Genomic DNA, 18,909 nt, shown 5'->3' with positions numbered 1-18,909 from the left:
TGCCTTTTCTAGTTAGCCTGCCGATTGTCCCTGCGGCCGCTCGACCTTCGGAACCCTGGGCAAGGCCGCGGTCATCAGATAACCGGTCAGCTGCGCGAACACCGCAACTTGGCGGCAATAGGACCTGGCATCGAAGCGATCGATCCTCGCCGAATGCGCCCAATAAGCGCCTAGATCGCCCTGCACGCCATAGGTGGGCAGGCCGAGATACTGGCCGCCGCTCGACATGCCGTACCACGGCCCTTGCGATTTGCCGTGCACGCCGTTGCGGCCGGGCGAGCGGATAACCGCGGAGCGCACCTGATTGTCGGACACGGCGCGCAGCGCCTCCGCCAGCATGCCGGTGTCGGGCGACGCGTAGATCCATGTTTCGAGCGAACGGCCGCTCGGCTTTATCGCCTCGCCATCGACGACATATTCGATCTGGCCGAGATGCTCCATCGCGACCATCGCGACGATCTTGTCGCGCGCGCTTGGATTCTTGATGAAATAATCCTGGCTCGCCCACGCGCGTTCCGCCCCCGGCATGAAGTGGCGGCAATCGAGCTCGATCATCAGAGTCCGGGGCCGGTCCTTTTGCGGGATATGGCTGACATATTTCACCACGCCCAACAGCCCGAGCGCACCGTCGTCCTGGCTGATCGACGGGCCGTCGGTATGCGTGCGGAGCTGGACCTGTTCGTCCTTGGCCGTCCCATAGTCGCGGCCGGGCAGATACGCGGTCAACTGATAGGCCTCCGACGCCACACGCTCGCCCTCGACCCGGATGGTCGCGCTGCGCCCGGCCCTGGCGTCGGCCACCAGCACGTCGCCGTTCGTGCGATCGACATAAACCGATGGGAAATCATAATCGGCGGGCACGCGGAACGTGTAGAGACCCTCCGTCAGCGCGCGGTTGAGGTTCATCGCGAACACGATACCCGCCGGCTTCGCGTCGCGCATCTGGGCGACGAATAGAGAGGTCGCGGTCATCTCGTCCCAGACGATGCTCGACACCGAGTTTGTGGTGGCGGGCTCCTGCGACACCGGCTTGCCTTCGACCGGCCAGCTGTCGAACGGCGTCCGCGATTCATAGTCGCTGTCGGCAAACGCATCTCGCACTTCGGCGCGCGGACCGGGCCGGAACACGACGATCTTCCCGGCGACATCCGGCTTGGCGTCGGGGTCCCACAGAACGAGGTCGGCGGTAACGCCTTGCGACCCCGTCGTCCCGCAATTGGCGCCGAAATTGGCGACGTGGATTCGCTTGCCGTTGGACACCAGCCCCCATTTGGAGTCGTCGGGCCAGACGCTGCTCACCAGCCGCTGGAACGTCCATGGCGACCGCCGGACGTCGACGCAGCCATAAGCCTTCAGCTTGGTTTCCAGGAACGCCAGAAACGATCGCCAGGAGTCGTTCCCGGTAAGCGCCGGTCCGTTATCGTCCTTGTACCGATGCCAGTCGACCGCCTCCTTCGGCGTAACAATCCAAGCGCGATTGATCGTTTTCAACGGCGCTCCGGCGGCGCCCGCCCGCACCGGCACCGCACGGGCGGCAACGCCGGCGCCAAGGGTCAGCAGAACGTCTCTCCGCGCCAGCGTCATCCTTCAGACCCTTTCACTTTTTTCCACTCTGCATCGATCCTCCGCGAAGCGCGAGACTAATCCCGATCTTCCAGCCCTTTTCACAGCGCTTTCTTGTCAATCTCGCCGGTCTGGGTGCGCGAGAGCGTCTGCCCGCAGAGAGATTGGCCTGACCAATATCGACAAAGGGGCTATGTTGGTCTAACCGCTATGCCAACGATGACGGGCGACGTCCCGGGGCGGGAGAGATAGAGTGAAACGGATCCCGCATCTGCGGTGGTGGATCGTCGCGCTGATTTGCGCCGGCACGATCGCCAATTATCTGGCGCGCAATTCGCTGGGCGTGCTGGCCCCGGAACTCAAGACCTCGATGGCGATCTCTACTGCCGAATACAGCTATGTCGTGATGGCCTTCCAGCTTGCCTATACGGCGATGCAGCCGGTCGCTGGCTTCGTCGTCGACCGGTTCGGGCTGCGTACCGGGTTCGCGCTGTTCGCCATTGCCTGGTCGATCGCCAACATGCTGCACGCGCTGGCGCGGGGGTGGGTGAGCCTCGCTTTCTTCCGCGGCCTGCTGGGGCTTGCCGAAGCTGCGGCGATCCCGTCCGGGATGAAGGCGATCGCCGAATGGTTCCCCGCGCGCGAGCGGTCGGTCGCGACCGGCTGGTTCAATGCGGGCACCTCGCTCGGCGCGTTGATCGCGCCGCCTTTGGTCGTGGCGGTCACGTTATGGGGCGACTGGCGGCTCGCTTTCGTCGTGACGGGCGCGATCGGCCTGTTCTGGGCGGCGGCGTGGTACGCCTTCTACCGTCCGCCACAGGATCACCCGGCAATCACCCCGGCGGAACAGGCGATGATCGCCGAGGACCGTCCCGCCGCTGCGCCGCGAAAAGCGAGCGCGTGGGAAATCCTGTCGTCCGCGCGCTTCTGGGTGATTGCGGTTCCGCGCTTCCTCGCCGAACCGGCGTGGCAGACCTTCAGCTTCTGGATCCCGCTCTATCTAGCGACCGAGCGGCATATGGACCTGGCGCAAATCGCGGCGTTCGCGTGGCTGCCTTTTCTTGCCGCCGATCTGGGCGGCGTGCTCGGCGGTTATCTGTCGCCGTTCTTCATGAAGCGTTTCCGCGTGTCGTTGATCCCGTCACGCGTGCTGGGGATCAGCCTGGCGGCGGTGTTGATGATCGCGCCGGGGTGCATCGGGCTGGCGGTCAGTCCCTACACCGCCATCGCGCTGTTCTGCATCGGCGGCTTCGCGCATCAGGTGATCTCGGTGCTGATCAACACCCTGTCCGCCGACGTGTTTGATCCCGAGGAGGTGGGCACCGCCAACGGGTTCGTCGGCCAGGCCGGATGGATCGGCGGGCTGATTTTCACCTTCCTGATCGGACGCTATGTCGACAGTATCGGCTATGCGCCGTTGTTCGCCGCGCTGGGCGTGTTCGACTTGATCGGCGCTGCCGTGCTGATCGCCTTCATCCGCCGACTGACCCCTCGCCGAACGGAGGCCACCGCATGAGACGCGCCACCCTGTCCAACCCGCCCCTTTTCACGCCGGCCGGGCGCGAGCGGGGAAAGCTGACGCTCACGTCGGACACCGGCGCGGTGGCGCATCTTTTCGTGCTCGAGGACGACATCGTCCGGCTGTTGCTGCTGGCCGATGGCACGGTGACCAGCCCGCCGAGCTGGGCGATCGCGCCGGGCGCATCGGACATCGCCGAGCCGGGACGCGACCGGCTGGACATCAACGGCTTCACTTGCCCCGATTTCCGCGCGGGCAGGGCCGACGGCGTTCTCGTCGTCGAAACCGCCCGCCTGCGCGTCACCATCCGCCTCCACGGCCTGCATTGCACTTGGGAACAGCAGGATGGCGACGGTTGGCGCCTGATGGCGGCGGACCGCCCCACGCAATCCTACGATTTCGGCTGGTGGGACGGACGGGCGCACCATTATTGCGCACGGCGTAAGGGCGAGCGTTTCTTCGGCCTTGGCGAAAAGAGCGGCGACACCGACCGCGCCGGGCGCAGCTTTCGCCTGACCAACCTCGACGCGATGGGCTACGACGCGGAAGCCAGCGATCCGCTCTACAAGTCCATCCCCTACATTCTCGTCGCGGATGCGGACGGTCGCTGCCACGGCGCGTTCTACGACACGGTCGCGGACGTCCAGTTCGATTTCGGCCGCGAGATGGACAATTATCACGGCTGGTATCGCCGCATGGTGGCGGACGCCGGCGACCTGGACCTCTGGATGATCGCGGGGCCTGACCCGCTCGCAGTGACGCGCCGGTTCACCTGGCTGACCGGCCGGCCGGCGCTGATGCCACGCTGGTCGCTGGGCTATTCGGGCTCGACGATGAGCTATACCGACGCGCCCGACGCGGCCGAGCAGATGGCGCGGTTCCTCGACAAGCTCGCCGAGCACGACATCGGCTGTTCGTCCTTCCATCTGTCGTCGGGCTATACATCGATCGGCGACAAAAGATATGTATTCCACTGGAATACCGACAAGTTTCCCGACCCCGCCGCGTTTGTCGCCAGCTACGCGCAGGCGGGCGTCGAACTCGTGCCCAACATCAAACCGGCATTGCTGCGCAGCCATCCGCGTTACGACGACGTCGCCGCCGCCGGACTGTTCGTCGGCGACGAGGACGGTACGCCCGTCGAGGCGCAGTTCTGGGACGAGGTTGGCAGCCAGATCGACTTCACCAACCCCCACGCAGCCGCGTGGTGGCGAGACCAGGTGAAGGCCGCGCTGCTCGACCAGGGCATGGTTGCGAGCTGGAACGACAATAACGAATATGAGCTGTGGGACGCCCGCGCGCGCTTCGCGGGGTTCGGCGATCCGCAGCCTGCCGCGGCAATGCGCCCGGTCCAGCCGCTGCTGATGACGCGCGCATCGCGCCGCGCGCAGGCCGAAGCGTTGCCGGAACGCCGGCCCTTCGCGGTCACGCGCGCCGGGATGGCAGGACTGCAACGTTATGCCCAGACATGGAGCGGGGACAATTTCACCGCCTGGAAGACGCTGCGCTACAATGCGCGGATGGCGATCGGGATGGCGCTGTCGGGCGTGTCGAACAACGGCCACGACGTCGGCGGGTTCGCGGGACCGGCGCCGTCACCCGAACTGCTGGTGCGCTGGGTGCAGGCGGGCGTGGTGATGCCGCGGTTCAGCATCCATAGCTGGAACGACGACAGGAGCGTCAACGAACCCTGGATGTTCCCCGAGGCGCTGCCCACGATCCGCCGGTTGATGGCGCTCCGCCAGACGCTGATCCCGTTCCTCTACGACCTGCTCCACCGCTACCACGCCGATTACGAGCCGATGGTGCGGCCGACGTGGCTCGATTTCCCGGGCGATCCGAAAGCGTGGGAAGAAAGTGACGAACATCTGCTCGGCCCCGACCTGCTGGTCGCGCCAGTGATGGAACCGAGCGCGGAGACTCGCCGTGTCCGCCCCCCCGTCGGCGCCGAATGGATCGACGTGTGGACCGGCGCGTGCATCGCGGGAGGATCGGAGGTCGAGCTCCCTGCCCCGCTCGACGGGCCGCCACCGTTATTGGCGCGCGCCGGATCGGCGATGCTGGTCGATCTTGCGAAGGGCGGATGGCGGCCGGGACCCTATCGCCGCGGCTTCTGGTTGTTCCCGCCCCGCGACGGCGCGTTCGCCCGATCGGCGATCGAGGATGCGGGCGACGGCACCGGGCCGGTCGATCGCTGGCATCTGTCAGGCAGAGCGGATGCGACGCAAATCATCATCGAGGTACGCCGCGACGGCCCTGGAACTTGGGGTGACGACACGGTCACCTTGCTGTTGCCGCCCGATGAGACTCGACCGCTGGTGGTCAATGGCGGCGCGGGCAGCCCGGTCGAGCATGACCGCCGGCGCGGCGTCACGCTGACGATCGGCGCGTAACCCGCTGACGTTTCAGACGGCGACGCGGCGCGCCAGATCGGTCCGCTTCGCCTCGACTTCCGCCCGCGCCCGCTCGAACGCGTCGCTTTCCGTCGCCTTGAGCAGCCCGTCGATCACGCGCGCCAAGTGATCGCGCATCGCCTTGCGCGCCGCGTTCGGGTTGCGATCGCGCAACGCCGCCAAGATCGTCTGGTGCTCGTCGATCCGCGGCACGACGCCGACACTGCGCGCCCGTTCGAGCATGTGCTGGCATAGCGGTGAGCGGAAGCGCGCTTCCCATAGCGACTGGACCACATCGACCACCGCCGAATTGCGCGTCGCGCGCGCGATCGTCATGTGGAATTCGTGATCGGCATGTTCGCCCGCGACATGCTCCAGATTCTCGCGCTCCATGTCGCCGATCAGCGTTTCCAGCGTGGCGATTTCCTCATCGGTGATCGACACGGCGGCGAGCGCCGCCGCCTCCGCCTCGAACAGCCGGCGCGCCTCGGTCAGCTCGAACGCGCCGATGTCGAGGCTGATCGTCGGCGCGTCGAGCGGAGGATTGTCGACGACGAAGATACCCGAGCCGTGGCGGGACCGTACGACGCCGATGACTTCGAGCGCAATCATCGCCTCGCGGATGGTCGGGCGGCTGACCTTATATTCCTCGGCCAGTTCGCGTTCGGACGGAATGCGCTGCCCCGGCGCGAAATCGCCGCGCTGGATCGCGTCGGCCACCGCCGCCGCAACTTGCTGATAGAGCTTTCGCCCATCGGGCGCGGCGGGCGGGAGTTTCACAACTGGCCTGATCAATCTTTTGGCGGACATGACTTGGTCGAACGTAACGGCACTCACACGAGGGGGCAATAGAGGGCATGCTCACGCTAAAGACTTCGACCCGACATGTCAGGCAGGACTTGCATGTGGTCAGACCATTTGCTAGCTGACTGGCCAAACGCGGGCAGGAAAGAACCTGCCGCCAAGGTCTAGGGGAGAAGAAACATGCTCGGATTGCGTTCATCGGTCGGCCGTGGCGCTCTGGCCATCGTGCTCGCGTTAAATGCGGCGCCGGCGTTAGCGAAAAACGATCCCGCGAAGCCCGCCGACCCGGCGACCCCGGCCCCTCAGACGGCGCCGACTGGTCCGACCAGCGACTCCGCGTCCGATACCTGGGGCGAAGGCGACATCATCATCACCGCCCAGAAGCGCTCGGAAAACGTCCAGCGCGTGCCGCTCGCCGTGTCGGTCGTGGGGGAGGCGCAGTTGAAGGCCTCCGGCATCACCCAGTTCCAGGACCTGGGCAAGGTCGCGCCATCGCTGACCGTTCGCCCCGCCGAACACCCGGTCAACGCAAACGTGTCGCTGCGCGGCGTCGGCACCTTCGCGTTCGGGATCGGCGTCGAATCGAGCGTCGCGGTGCTGGTCGACGAAGTCCCGCTGGCCTTCCAGGCGCGCGCGTTCACCGATCTGCCCGACGTAGAGCGTATCGAAGTGTTGCGCGGCCCGCAGAGCACGCTCTACGGCAAGTCGGCCTCCGCCGGCCTGATCAACATCATCACCCGCCAGCCCACCGACACGCTGCGCGTGCGGGCCAATGTGATGGGCACCACCGACAGCGAATATGGCGGCAATTTCAGTATTTCCGGCCCGCTCAGCCCGCAACTCGGCTACGTGCTGTCGGCCAGCTATTCGCATTGGGACGGCAACGTCCGTAACTTGTTCAACGGTCAGAAGGTCAACGGGCGCGAGGCGTTCAACATGCGCGGCAAGCTGCGTTGGGAACCAGTGTCCGACGTCAGCTTCACGCTGTCGGGCAATTACCTGAACGGCAACAGCACCGTCGGGCGGCCCTTCATTCGCCTCGATCCCACCGCCTTGCTCCGCAACACCGCCGGCCAGACCCCAGCCGTGGTGTTCCCCGGCGTGACGATCGGTCCCGACAATCGCGACATCAGCAACAACTACCCGTCACGCACCAAATATGAAGGCGGTGGGGTATCGCTCCGCTCGGAGGTCGGGGTGGGCGACATGACGTTCGTATCGATCAGTTCGTACGACAAGTTCCGCCTGAACGACTATCTCGACCATGACGACACGTCGTCGTCCGCCGCCGTCGGCAACAACACGCAGATCGGCATCTTTCGCTCGCGGCTGATCACGCAGGAATTTCGTCTGCAGTCGCCCAGCGACAAGCCGTTCCGCTATACGCTCGGCCTGTATGGCGCCAGCGTCCATTTCAAGCGCCCGTTCCTGCGCGGCCCGGCTTTCTCGCTGGCCAATTGGTATGCGACGTCGAATTCGCGCCAGCTTGCCGCGTTCGGACAGATCGACTGGGAACTCGTCCCCAAGCTGACGGTGACCCTGGGCGGCCGGGTACAGAACGAACGCGTATCCTACACCTTCCAGGACAACCTTGCCGTTGCTCCTGCGCGGTCGTTCTTCAGCGGTAGCGCGGAAGATACCGCGGGGACCTATCGCATCAGCGGCAGTTACCAGGTCACGCCAGACGTGATGTTCTTCGCGACCTATTCGACGGGGTATAAGGGCCAGACCTACGACCTGACGACCGGCTTCAACGCCAATCGCGCGGCCGCCGGTCCGATCAAGCCCGAACGCTCGCGCGACAAGGAAATCGGCATGCGCGCGCAGTTCCTCGATCGCCGCCTGACGCTAAACGCCACCTACTTCGATACGAACTACAAGAACCTGCAGGCGCAGACGATCGAAACGCTGGCCGACGGGACGACCAACTTCCGCCTGACCAATGTCGGCGGCCTGAACGCCAAGGGCGTCGAAGTGGAAGGAGGGGCGCGGATCGGCAGCGACCTGAACCTCGCCGCTTCCGTCGTCTATCTGGACGCCAAATACACGTCGTTCGACGTGGCCCAATGTTATCCGCTGCAGACCGCGGCGCAGGGTTGCACGGGCTCCCCGACGCGCCAGAACCTGACCGGCGCGCGCGCCGTGCAAGCGCCGAAATGGAAATTCTCGCTCGCCGCCGATTACTCGCCGTCGCTCGGCGGTGACTTGAAGGGGATCGTGCAGGCCAACTGGCAGTATCAGAGCAGCGTCTATTACGTTGCGGAAGACCCCCAGACGTTCCAGCCGGCCTACGGCATCGTCAATGCCGGGCTCGGCGTCCGCGACAAGGATCGCAAGTGGGAGATCGTCGCGTTCGTCAACAATGTGTTCGACAAGCAATACTACCCCTCGCTCGTCAACACGGCGGGAAACTTCGGCAACAAGATCGCGACTCAGGCGATCCTGCCACGTGATTTCCGCCGGTATGCTGGCGTGCGGCTCGGGGTGAATTTCTGATCGTACGGCGACGCGCCGTCGGCGTGACGTAAACAGGGGCGACATGATGCGTATTGTGATCCTGCCGGCTCTGACGTGCGCGGCGGCGGCGTTGATGACGGCGGCGGTCAACGCGCAGCAGACTCCCCCCGCACGCCCCGGCGTCGATGCGCCCCAACTCGCCGCGCTGGGCCCCAACCCGGTCGGCGTGGTCGATATGGAAATGATCCAGCCTGACCAGGCCGATCCGCTGAAGGGCGAGGAACGGCCTGCGGTGGGTGACCGCCGCCTGCCGCTGAAGGTCTGGTACCCGGCCGCCGCGCCCGGCAAGGGTACGATCTACCGCAGCGCCTTGCCAGGCGAGAACGGCAAGGATGTCGCATTCACCGTCCCCGGCATCGCGACGCCCGGCGCGCTGGCGGCGAAAGGCCGCTACCCGCTCGCGATTCTGGCGCACGGCTATAGCAACACGCCCGAGGCGCTGTCGTGGCTCGGCGAGAATCTGGCGAGCAAGGGCTATGTCGTCGTCGCCCCGGCGTTCCGCGACCCGCCGATCAGCATCCGCACCGCGGCGGCGCAGGCGGGGCCGCTTGCCCGGCGGCCGCTCGACATCGCGTTCGTCGCCGCCGAGGCGCAGCGGCGCGCGCGCCGGGGGCAGGGGCCGTTCGCCGCCGCCGACGCCGATCGCACCGTCCTGATTGGGTATTCGATGGGTGGTTATGGCGTGCTGACCGCCGCGGGCGCGCCGCTCGACCCGGGCATGGCGGGGCGGACGCGCGACGTGCTCAAGCCCTATGTCGCGGGCGGACCCAAAGCGGCGGAACTCAAGGTCGCCAACGTCAAGGCGGTGGTCGCGATCGCGCCGGCGAGCATCCTGCGCGGCGCGAACCTGTGGTCGTCCCCCGGTGTCGGCGCGATCACCGCACCGACCTTGTTCATCGTCGGCAGCCTCGATCGCAGTGTTGGCTACGACCCCGGCGTGCGTACGTTGTTCGATCAGGAAGTGTGCGCCCCGCGATACCTGCTGACGTTCCGCGACGCCGGACACAGCATCGCGCTGATCGGTGCACCGCCGGAAATGCGCGCGTCCTATTGGGACTGGGACTGGTTCGAGGACCCCGTTTGGCGCAAGGACCGGTTGATCGCCATCCAGGCGCATTTCATCACCGCGTTCCTCGATCGCTACGTCAAGGGCGACCAGGCGAAGGCCGCCTTTATCGACGGGCTGGTGCCGAATTCGAACGACGGCACGTGGACCGACGCGCCGACGGGGCGTTATGCAGGCTACAGCCCCGGCGCGCCCGTCACCTTGTGGAAGGGTTTCCAGCCGAACAAGGCGTCCGGAATGACCTTCGAATTCAAAGCGGCGCAATAGGAGCGCGCCCCGGCATGTTCATGACTCAGACCATGCGCTGGTTCGGACCGGATGACCCGGTATCGCTGCGTGACATCCGTCAGGCTGGCGCGGCGGAGGTCGTGACCGCGCTGCACGATGCCGCCAACGGGGAAGTCTGGGCGCCGGACGCCATCGCCGCGCGCAAGGCGATGATCGAACGATCGGGGCTTGGCTGGACCGTCGTCGAAAGCTTGCCCGTGCACGAAGCGATCAAGACGCGCAGCGCCGGGTACGATCGGCTGATCGAGCAATATCGCGACAGCCTGCGCAATCTAGCGGCGTGCGGGATCACAGTCGTCACCTACAATTTCATGCCACTGCTCGACTGGACGCGGACCGACCTGGCCTGGGAAATGCCCGACGGCGCGCTCGCTTTGCGCTTCGAGCTGGAGGCCGTCGCCGCTTACGACATCCATATCCTCGGCCGGCCCGGCGCCACGGCCGACTATGCACCCGATATGGTGGAGGCGGCGGCGCGCCGGTTCCATGCGATGGACGATGCGGCCAGGGCGGCGCTGGCGCAGACGATCATCGCCGGCCTGCCCGGCAGCGAGGAAAGCTTCACGACCGGCGAGTTCCTGACGGCGATCGGCACCTATGCCGATACCGGCCCGGACGAGCTGCGCCGCAACCACATCGCCTTTCTTCAGGCCGTCTGCCCGGTCGCGGACGAAGCCGGCATCCGCCTGGTCGTGCATCCCGACGATCCACCCTTCCCGATGTTCGGCCTGCCGCGCGTCGTCAGCACGGAGGCCGATGTCGCGCATCTGTTCACCCAGGTGCCCAACCCGTCGAACGGCCTGTGCTTTTGCGCAGGGTCGTTCGGGGTGCGAGCGGATAACGACTTGCCCGGAATGGTCGATCGGCTCGGCGACCGCATCGGCTTCCTGCATCTGCGGTCGGTCCAGCGCGAGGCGCGAAGCGCGTTTCACGAGGCCGCGCACCTGGAAGGCGATGCTGACATGGCGGCGATCGTGGGCGCGGTGCACCGGCTGCAACGACGGACCGGCCGGTCGCTGCCGATGCGGCCGGACCATGGCCATCAGATGCTCGACGACCTGCCGAAGCGGACCAACCCCGGTTACTCGCTGCTCGGCCGGATGCGGGGTCTCGCCGAACTTCGCGGATTGGAACGCGGGATCGCCTTTGCGCGCGATCGGGAGCGCGCCGACTAATAACTAACGGGAGAGCGACGTGCAGATGGTGAAGATGATCCGGCGGCTGATCGCCGTAGCGGCGATCGGCGCGATGCCCGCGGCGGCGCAACTGGCGGCTCCCGCCAACCTGCCGCTGGCGACGGTCAAGACCAGCCCCCTGCTCGTATCCGCCGACATGCGCCCCGGTCTCGATTTGTCCGGGCCGTGGCATTATTCGGTCGATCCGTTCCGTGCGGGCATCGCCGGCTTCCACGGCGAAACGCCCGGCGACAGCCAGTTGCGCTACCTCGACCTCGACGTCAGCAAGGCGATGCGCGACGATAGCCTTGCGATGTACGAGTTCGACCTCTCGAGGTCGCCAGTCACCACCCTGCCCTCCTCATGGCTGACCGAAGCGCCCGAGCTGCGTTATTATCAGGGGCTGATGTGGTACCAGCGCACGTTCACTGCGCCGGTGAACCGCAAGGGCCGCTATTTCCTCCGCTTCGGCGCGGCCAATTATTCGACCGTCGTCTATCTCAACGGCAAGCCCGTCGGGCGGCACGAAGGCGGCTTCACGCCGTTCGCGTTCGAAGTGACGAAGCTGCTTCGCGACGGCGACAATCAGATCACCGTCGGCGTCGATTCGCAGGCCACCGAAGCAACCGTTCCGCCGCCCGTCACCGACTGGGAGAATTATGGCGGCATCACGCGGCCGGTCCGGCTGATCTCGACCCCCGACACCTATGTCGACGATGCCTGGGTGCGGATGACGCGCGACGGCAAGCTGGCGATCGACGCTCATCTCGACGGGGCGCAGGCCGCCAACCGCCCAGTGCGCCTGCGCATCGCGGAGTTGGGCCTCGACCTTGCCGGGACAACCGATGCGAAGGGAGACTGGCGCGCGACCGCGGCAGCGCCCAGCGCGCTGATCCGCTGGTCCCCCGACCGGCCCAAGCTCTATGACGTGACGATCACCGCCGGCGGCGACGAATGGCGCGACCGTATCGGCTTTCGCACGATCGAGGTGCGCGGCCCCGACATCCTGCTCAACGGCAAGCCGATCTTCCTGCGCGGCATGTCGCTGCACGAGGAGGAACTGGGCGCCGAGCCGACCCGCGCGATGACGCCCGCCGCCGCCCGCGCGCTGCTCGGGGAGATCAGGGACGGGCTGCACGGCAATTACGTTCGGCTCGCCCATTATCCGCACAGCGAAGTGATGACTCGGCTGGCAGACGAGATGGGCATCATCGTGTGGAGCGAGGTGCCGGTCTATTGGCGCGTCGCCTGGTCCAACCCCGACACGCTGGCGACCGCGCGCAACATGATCGCGGAAAATATCCTGCGCGACCGCAATCGGGCTTCGATCGCGATCTGGAGCGTCGCCAACGAAACCCCGGTGACGGATGCGCGGAACACCTTCCTGCGCACGCTGGTGGGCGACGTGCGCGCGCTCGACGATACGCGGCTGGTTAGCGCGGCGTTGCTGACCGAACGTTCCAAGGGACCGGACGGAAAGCCCGTCATCGCGATGGCCGATCCGCTCGCCGACGCGCTCGATCTGGTCGCTATCAACACGTATTTCGGGTGGTACACGCCCGACCGGCTCGACGATCTGGCGGGTTTCAGTTTCCGCGTGCCGGCGAACAAGCCGCTGATCTTTTCCGAATTTGGCGCTGACGCAAAGGCAGGGTTCCACGACCTGCGCACCATGCCCCAGAAATTCTCAGAGGAATATCAGGCCGAATACTACCGCAAGACGTTGGGAATGGTCGACAAGATCCCGACGCTGCGCGGCATGTCGCCCTGGATCCTGAAGGATTTCCGTTCGCCGCGCCGCCAGAATCCCGATTTCCAGCAGGGCTGGAACCGCAAGGGCCTGATCTCCGAAACCGGCCAGCGGAAACAAGCGTTCGACGTGCTAGGGAGCTATTATGCGGGCAAGGCCAACATGGCGAAGCGCTGAGACGGGACACCCGGGAAGGGGCGATCAGCCGCGCTCGGCTAGCTTGCGCTCCCATGCCAGCGCGTCGCGGACGATCTGATCGAGGTCGTCATATCGCGGCTGCCACGGCAAGGTCGCCAGGATACGGCGATTGTCCGACACCAGCTCGGCGGAATCGCCCAGCCGGCGCGGGCCGATGACGCGCTTGATCTCGTGATTGGTCACGCGATCGACCGCGTCGAGCACTTGCATCACCGAATAGCCATGGCCGTAACCGGCGTTCATCGTCAGGCTCTCGGTCGGCACCGCTATGAGCCGGTCGAGCGCATGGACGTGCGCGGCGGCGAGGTCGCTGACATGGATATAGTCGCGCACACCGGTGCCGTCGGGGGTCGGGAAATCGGTACCGAACACGCTGACCGACTCGCGCTTGCCCGTCGCGGCCTCGACCGCGACCTTGATCAAGTGCGTCGCGCCCGCGGTCGATTGCCCGGTGCGGCCCTGCGGATCAGCCCCCGCAACGTTGAAGTAGCGGAGAGCGCAATAGTTCATCGGATGCGCCGCCGCGACGTCGCGCAGCATCGCCTCGGTCATCAGCTTTGACGTGCCATAGGGATTGATCGGGATCGTCGGGTCGTCCTCCGCGACCGGGATCTTCTTGGCGTCGCCATAAGTCGCAGCGGTCGAACTGAAGATGAAATGCTTCACGCCCGACACGACCGCGCTTTCGATCAGCGCACGGCTGGCGACCGTGTTGTTGCGGTAATATTTGAGCGGGTCGGTGACCGACTCCGGCACGACGATCGACCCGGCGAAGTGCATCACTGCAACGACACTATGGTCGCGCATCGCGCCGCGCACCGCGTCGTCGTCCTCGATATTGGCGCGGACCAACGTCGCGCGCTTGTCGACCGCCCAGTCGAACCCGGTTGTGAGGTTGTCGACCACCACCACGTCCCAGCCGGTGTCAAGCAACGCCAGCACCGCGTGGCTGCCGATATAGCCCGCGCCGCCCGTGACCAGCACACTACCCTTGCTCATGCCCGCATCCTCTTACCGTCGGCGCCGCCCCTACCTATATCTGGACCAACTTGAAAAGGAGCGAATGATGGCGACCGACTATGCGACTCTGGCCGGCGGCTGCTTCTGGTGCACCGAGGCAGTGTACAAGGACGTGATCGGCGTCGAGAGCGTCGAGAGCGGCTATATCGGCGGGCACGTCGCGAACCCGACCTACAAACAGGTGTGCAGCGGCGTCACCGGCCATGCCGAGGCGATCAGGGTCGGGTTCGACGCGAGCCAGGTGACCTATGCCGACCTGCTCGACATCTTCTTCGCGACGCACGATCCGACGACCCTCAACCGCCAGGGCAACGACGTCGGGACGCAATATCGCTCGGCGATCTTCCCGGCGGACGATGCCCAGCGGGCGGAGGCCGAGGCGGCGATCGCGCGCAATGCCGCCAACTGGCCCTCGCCGATCGTCACCACGATCGAGCCGATGGCCGAATGGTATCCGGCCGAGGATTATCACCAGCAATATTGGGAAGGCGAAGGCCAGCGTAACCCCTATTGCATCGCGGTGATCCCGCCCAAGCTGCAAAAGCTGCGCAAGAGCTTTGCCGCACGGTCGAAGGCGGCGAGCGAGCCGGCCTAGTCTGCGAGCCGTCGAGCAATGCTAAAGTGGTGCTGCGGCGAAGGCCGGAGCGTTGGCTATCGCAGGTCGACGTTTCCAACGCTCCAGTCTTCGCTGGAGCACGGCAGCTACCCGACGATCATGATCAGCCGCGATGCGCGGCGCGGCGCAGGCGGTCGTTGATCGCCTCGCCGATGCCGTCCTCGGGAATGCGCGCGACCGCGATCTCGGGCTTGTCCGACGCATCCGCCTTGTGCAGCAGGTCGAACAGCCGCGTCGCCGCTTCGGTCAAATCGCCACTCGGCGACAGGTTGTCGTCGCCCGCTATGTCGCCGAACCCGATCATCCATTCGTCGTCGGCGGGCGCGCGCGCATCGATGCGCAGCGGCTTACGCGGGGCGTAGTGCGACGAAAGCTGGCCCGGCGCCTCGATCTTGTCCGCCGCATCTTCGCCAGTGTCGAAACGATCGACCTTGTGCGCCCCGTCGGTCAGCGCCGCCAGCACTTGCGCGCCGGTGATCGGACCGTGCCGCAGGATGCGCGTCATGCCGAACACTTCGCGCACGATCGTCGATTCGATCCCAGCCCGCGTCGGCCCGTCGTCGAGGATCAGCGGGATGCGCCCGTCCAGGCTATGCGCGACATGCTCGACGCGGGTTGGGCTGATCGTGCCCGACGCGTTCGCCGAGGGGGCAGCGAGCGGCTTGCCGCACGCCTCCAGCAACGCGCGCATCGCGCGGTGCGCGGGGACGCGGATCGCGATCGTCTCCAACCCCGCCGTCACCAACGACGCGATCCCGGACGAGGGCTTGAGCGGCAGCACCAGCGTCAGCGGCCCCGGCCAGAACGCCGCCGCCAGCGCTTCGGCCCGCGCATCGAACGCCGCCAGCTTCTTCGCCGCGTCGAGATCGAGCACATGGACGATCAGCGGGTTGAAGCTCGGCCGGCCCTTGGCTGCATAAACTCCTGCCACTGCAGCGCCATCGGTGGCATCGGCGGCGAGGCCGTAGACCGTCTCGGTCGGCACCGCGACGCACTTGCCCGCCGCGATCAGCGCCGCGGCCTCGGCAATGTTGTGCTTGTTATACGGCAGGATCCGGGTGTTTGGCGCGTCCATGTTGTGCCGCTATAGCGCGCGCGAGTCAGAGAGGAAGCCGATGCCGTTTACCCCCGCCGTCCGCGAACAGCGTTTCGTGCTCGATACCGTCGCCAGGATCGCCGATCTCGCCGCCACGGAGCGGTTCGCCGACGCGACCCCCGATCTGATCGACGCCGTACTGGAGGGCGCGGGCCAGTTCGCGGCGGGCGAATGGGCGCCACTCAATCGGGAAGGCGACACTAACGGCCCGAAATGGACCGAGCAGGGCGTGAAGATGCCCACCGGCTATCCCCAGGCCTATCGCGATTATGTTGCGGGCGGCTGGGGTACGATCGGCGCACCGGCCGATTTCGGGGGGCAGGGGCTGCCGTTCGTGCTGGCGAGCGCCGTGCTGGAGACGCTGGGTACCGCGAACATGGGCTTCGCGCTCGCGCCGACGCTAACGGTGGGCGCGATCGAGGCGTTGCTCCACCACGGCACGCCCGAACAGCAGGCCGCCTATCTCCCCCACCTCGCGACCGGCGAATGGACCGGCACGATGAACCTGACCGAGCCGCAGGCGGGCAGCGACGTCGGCGCGCTCAAGAGCCGGGCGGAACCGGTCGGCGACGGCACATATCGCATCAGCGGCACGAAGATCTTCATCTCGTTCGGCGACCACGACATGGCCGACAATATCGTCCACCTCGTCCTCGCCCGCACCCCCGGCGCGCCCGAGGGAACGCGCGGCATATCGCTGTTCCTCGTCCCCAAATACCGCCTCGACACCGGCGGCAAACCTAGTGCGTTCAACGACGTTCGCGTGGTGTCGATCGAGCACAAGATGGGCCTTCACGCCTCGCCGACCTGCGTGCTGTCGTTCGGCGACAACGGCGACTGTATCGGCGAGCTGATCGGTCCCGAAAACGGTGGGATGCGCGCGATGTTCACGATGATGAACAACGCGCGTTTGAACGTCGGCCTGCAGGGCGTGCAAGTCGCGGAGGCCGCGACGCAGAAAGCGGTCGAGTTCGCGCGCGAACGCATCCAGTCGGCGCGCGCCGGATCGCCCGACAAGACCCCGGTCGCGATCGTCGAGCATCCCGACGTGCGCCGCATGCTGATGCGGATGAAGGCGCAGACCCAGGCGGCGCGCGCGCTCGTCTATCTCGCGGCGAGCATGGTGGATCGCGCCGACAGCGACGAAGCGGCGAAGGACCGGCTCGAAATCCTCACCCCGCTCGCCAAGGCGCACGGCACCGACATCGGCAACGAAGTCGCTTCTCTCGGCGTCCAGGTGCATGGCGGCATGGGCTTCATCGAGGAGACCGGCGCCGCGCAATTCTTCCGCGATGCCCGCATCACGCCGATCTACGAAGGCACCAATGGCATCCAGGCAGCCGATCTGGTCGGGCGCAAGCTCGGCCTGTCGAACGGCGCGGCGTTCAACACGCTGATCGCCGACATGCGCGCCGAGTCGGAGGATGCGGCGTTGCGCGCGCTGATCGACGCGTGCGACGATGTCGGTCGGCGGCTCGCCACCGCCGATGTCGATGATCGCTTGGCGGCGAGCTATCCGTTCCTGACGATGCTGTCGGTCGCCGTCTGCGGCTGGCTGATGGAGCGCCAGGGTCGCCTCGCCGACGGCGATGACGATTTCAGCCGGATGAAGCGCGCAGTCGCGGCCTTCTACGTGGGACAGATCGTGCCCGAGGCTCTCGGCCTGCACGCCGCCGCCACCGCGCCCGCCGCCATCCTCTACGACCTGCCCGCCGACCTGTTCGCCGCATGAGCTTCGACCTCGACGCCTATCTCGCGCGGATAAAGCTGCCCGCACGGCCGACGCTGGACGAACACGGCCTAGCGGCGGTGCAGCGCGCGCATCGGCTGCACATTCCGTTCGAGAACCTCGACATCCGCCTCGGGCGTGGCATCCGCATCGACAGCGAGTCGGTCTTCGCCAAGCTGGTGACCGCCAAGCGCGGCGGCTATTGCTTCGAACAGAACCGGCTGTTCCTCGACGCGCTGACGGAACTCGGCTTCACCGCGAGGACGCTGCTCGCGCGCGTGTTGCTCGGCGCCACTGGAACGCCCGGCCTCACGCACATGTTGCTGTTGGTCACGATCGACGGGCAGGAATGGATCGCCGACGCCGGGTTCGGTGGCAGCTATGCGCCACCAATGCCACTGGTCGCGGGCGCGGAAGCCACCGCTCCCGATGGCGCGCTGTTCCGGCTGATCGAAGACGAGCGAGGCTGGGTGTTGATCCGCAACGGCCCTATCGGCGCAACCGACGGTCGCGGCGGCAGCGGCGCGGTCGACCAGTACAGCTTCCTGCTCACCGAGGTTGCTCAGGCCGATCTCGATATGTCCAATCACTGGACCGCGACCGCGCCGGGGACACGTTTCGTCGACATGGCCATCGTGAGCATCGCCTTGCCCACCGGCTACGCTGCCTTGAACGATCGCAAATACGGGCGGCACGCGGGCGGCGTGGACACGATGGCGCAGATCGACGATCCGCGCGTCTATCGACTACGGCTCAGCATGATGTTCGGGATCGATCTCAGCGCCGAAGACGTCGCGGCGCTCGGGTTGTTCTAAGCGCGCTCGCGTTCCAGAAGGTCGGCGGCGTCGAGCCCGAGCAGTTCGATATGCTCGGCGATCCGGGGCCACTGGTCGTTGACGAAGCGCGCGCGCTCGGCGACGCGCAGTTTCTCCGCCGCGCCCGGCAGCACGAACATGCCGACCCCGCGCCGTACCTCGACGTAACCGTCGTCCTGAAAGCTCTGATACGCCTTCGCCACGGTCAGCGGGTTGGCGCCATGTTCGGCGGCGAGCGCGCGAACCGAGGGGAGTTGGTCGCCGGCGCGATATTCGCCGCGGAGGATCGCGGCGGCGATCCCGCCCCGCAAGCGGATATAGACCGGGCTGTCGTCGTTGCTGAGTGCCATGCTGCTTTAA

General features: G+C 66.4%; 14 protein-coding genes. 9 read left to right on the top strand and 5 right to left on the bottom strand.

Annotated features, from left to right (window positions below):
• Positions 1 to 12 precede the first annotated feature (12 nt).
• A complete protein-coding gene (locus J0J06_RS12245; RefSeq protein WP_294042300.1) occupies positions 13 to 1,584 on the bottom strand; it encodes a hypothetical protein in 1,572 nt (523 codons plus the stop codon).
• Positions 1,585 to 1,816: 232 nt separating this feature from the next.
• Here J0J06_RS12245 and J0J06_RS12240 point away from each other — a divergent pair, with 232 nt between their 5' ends.
• Positions 1,817 to 3,079: an MFS transporter gene (locus J0J06_RS12240; protein WP_294042298.1), complete on the top strand. Its 1,263-nt coding sequence runs from the start codon at positions 1,817 to 1,819 to the stop codon at positions 3,077 to 3,079.
• Positions 3,076 to 5,475 carry a TIM-barrel domain-containing protein gene (locus tag J0J06_RS12235; protein ID WP_294042296.1) on the top strand — a complete coding sequence of 800 codons (2,400 nt, stop codon included), beginning with the start codon at positions 3,076 to 3,078 and terminating at the stop codon, positions 5,473 to 5,475. Before J0J06_RS12240 ends, J0J06_RS12235 begins: the two co-directional genes overlap by 4 nt.
• 12 nt (positions 5,476 to 5,487) lie before the next feature.
• On the opposite strand, the gene J0J06_RS12230 is transcribed toward J0J06_RS12235, so the two are convergent.
• Entirely contained in the window at positions 5,488 to 6,255 is a 768-nt protein-coding gene (locus J0J06_RS12230) for a FadR/GntR family transcriptional regulator (RefSeq protein WP_294042293.1), read from the bottom strand.
• A 204-nt stretch (positions 6,256 to 6,459) separates the two neighbouring features.
• Between J0J06_RS12230 and J0J06_RS12225 the strand changes: the two genes are divergently transcribed.
• From J0J06_RS12225 to J0J06_RS12210, 4 genes are read left to right on the top strand one after another with little or no spacing between them, the layout of a single operon-like run.
• Entirely contained in the window at positions 6,460 to 8,775 is a 2,316-nt protein-coding gene (locus J0J06_RS12225) for a TonB-dependent receptor (protein WP_294042291.1), read from the top strand.
• Between the two features lie 43 nt (positions 8,776 to 8,818).
• Complete coding sequence (locus tag J0J06_RS12220; RefSeq protein ID WP_294042289.1) at positions 8,819 to 10,129, top strand: dienelactone hydrolase; 1,311 nt, start codon at positions 8,819 to 8,821, stop codon at positions 10,127 to 10,129.
• A 14-nt stretch (positions 10,130 to 10,143) separates the two neighbouring features.
• Positions 10,144 to 11,325: a mannonate dehydratase gene (gene uxuA, locus J0J06_RS12215; protein WP_294042287.1), complete on the top strand. Its 1,182-nt coding sequence runs from the start codon at positions 10,144 to 10,146 to the stop codon at positions 11,323 to 11,325.
• Between the two features lie 25 nt (positions 11,326 to 11,350).
• The gene (locus tag J0J06_RS12210; protein ID WP_294042514.1) at positions 11,351 to 13,252 is read left to right on the top strand and encodes a glycoside hydrolase family 2 TIM barrel-domain containing protein; all 1,902 of its coding nucleotides are present in this window, start codon (positions 11,351 to 11,353) and stop codon (positions 13,250 to 13,252) included.
• Positions 13,253 to 13,276: 24 nt separating this feature from the next.
• Here the strand turns inward: J0J06_RS12210 and galE are convergent, their stop codons facing one another.
• On the bottom strand, positions 13,277 to 14,272 hold the full coding sequence (gene galE / locus J0J06_RS12205; RefSeq protein ID WP_294042285.1) for a UDP-glucose 4-epimerase GalE: 996 nt from the start codon (positions 14,270 to 14,272) through the stop codon (positions 13,277 to 13,279).
• A 67-nt stretch (positions 14,273 to 14,339) separates the two neighbouring features.
• On the opposite strand from galE, the gene msrA reads away from it, so the two are divergent.
• Complete coding sequence (msrA, locus tag J0J06_RS12200; RefSeq protein ID WP_294042512.1) at positions 14,340 to 14,888, top strand: peptide-methionine (S)-S-oxide reductase MsrA; 549 nt, start codon at positions 14,340 to 14,342, stop codon at positions 14,886 to 14,888.
• A 124-nt stretch (positions 14,889 to 15,012) separates the two neighbouring features.
• On the opposite strand, the gene J0J06_RS12195 is transcribed toward msrA, so the two are convergent.
• On the bottom strand, positions 15,013 to 15,984 hold the full coding sequence (locus tag J0J06_RS12195; protein WP_294042283.1) for an L-threonylcarbamoyladenylate synthase: 972 nt from the start codon (positions 15,982 to 15,984) through the stop codon (positions 15,013 to 15,015).
• A 40-nt stretch (positions 15,985 to 16,024) separates the two neighbouring features.
• Here J0J06_RS12195 and J0J06_RS12190 point away from each other — a divergent pair, with 40 nt between their 5' ends.
• Positions 16,025 to 17,737 carry an acyl-CoA dehydrogenase gene (locus tag J0J06_RS12190; RefSeq protein ID WP_294042281.1) on the top strand — a complete coding sequence of 571 codons (1,713 nt, stop codon included), beginning with the start codon at positions 16,025 to 16,027 and terminating at the stop codon, positions 17,735 to 17,737.
• The gene (locus J0J06_RS12185; RefSeq protein WP_294042279.1) at positions 17,734 to 18,549 is read left to right on the top strand and encodes an arylamine N-acetyltransferase; all 816 of its coding nucleotides are present in this window, start codon (positions 17,734 to 17,736) and stop codon (positions 18,547 to 18,549) included. The genes J0J06_RS12190 and J0J06_RS12185 overlap by 4 nt, the downstream gene beginning before the upstream one ends.
• Here the strand turns inward: J0J06_RS12185 and J0J06_RS12180 are convergent.
• Positions 18,546 to 18,899 carry a GntR family transcriptional regulator gene (locus J0J06_RS12180; protein ID WP_294042277.1) on the bottom strand — a complete coding sequence of 118 codons (354 nt, stop codon included), beginning with the start codon at positions 18,897 to 18,899 and terminating at the stop codon, positions 18,546 to 18,548. The genes J0J06_RS12185 and J0J06_RS12180 overlap by 4 nt on opposite strands.
• Positions 18,900 to 18,909: the final 10 nt, after the last annotated feature.

Origin of the sequence: Sphingomonas sp., assembly GCF_017304615.1 — a bacterium.
Lineage (GTDB): Bacteria > Pseudomonadota > Alphaproteobacteria > Sphingomonadales > Sphingomonadaceae > Sphingomonas.
Note: the sequence above shows the minus strand (reverse complement) of the source record. Positions and strands in the feature narration are given on the sequence as shown.

Excerpts from the sequence above, each read along its gene's own strand:
- J0J06_RS12245 (WP_294042300.1), bottom strand. The coding sequence starts at position 1,584 with ATGACGCTGGCGCGGAGAGACGTTCTGCTGACCCTTGGCGCCGGCGTT.
- J0J06_RS12235 (WP_294042296.1), top strand. The coding sequence starts at position 3,076 with ATGAGACGCGCCACCCTGTCCAACCCGCCCCTTTTCACGCCGGCCGGG.
- J0J06_RS12225 (WP_294042291.1), top strand. The coding sequence starts at position 6,460 with ATGCTCGGATTGCGTTCATCGGTCGGCCGTGGCGCTCTGGCCATCGTG.
- J0J06_RS12220 (WP_294042289.1), top strand. The coding sequence starts at position 8,819 with ATGATGCGTATTGTGATCCTGCCGGCTCTGACGTGCGCGGCGGCGGCG.
- uxuA (WP_294042287.1), top strand. The coding sequence starts at position 10,144 with ATGTTCATGACTCAGACCATGCGCTGGTTCGGACCGGATGACCCGGTA.
- J0J06_RS12210 (WP_294042514.1), top strand. The coding sequence starts at position 11,351 with ATGGTGAAGATGATCCGGCGGCTGATCGCCGTAGCGGCGATCGGCGCG.
- galE (WP_294042285.1), bottom strand. The coding sequence starts at position 14,272 with ATGAGCAAGGGTAGTGTGCTGGTCACGGGCGGCGCGGGCTATATCGGC.
- msrA (WP_294042512.1), top strand. The coding sequence starts at position 14,340 with ATGGCGACCGACTATGCGACTCTGGCCGGCGGCTGCTTCTGGTGCACC.
- J0J06_RS12195 (WP_294042283.1), bottom strand. The coding sequence starts at position 15,984 with ATGGACGCGCCAAACACCCGGATCCTGCCGTATAACAAGCACAACATT.
- J0J06_RS12190 (WP_294042281.1), top strand. The coding sequence starts at position 16,025 with ATGCCGTTTACCCCCGCCGTCCGCGAACAGCGTTTCGTGCTCGATACC.
- J0J06_RS12185 (WP_294042279.1), top strand. The coding sequence starts at position 17,734 with ATGAGCTTCGACCTCGACGCCTATCTCGCGCGGATAAAGCTGCCCGCA.
- J0J06_RS12180 (WP_294042277.1), bottom strand. The coding sequence starts at position 18,899 with ATGGCACTCAGCAACGACGACAGCCCGGTCTATATCCGCTTGCGGGGC.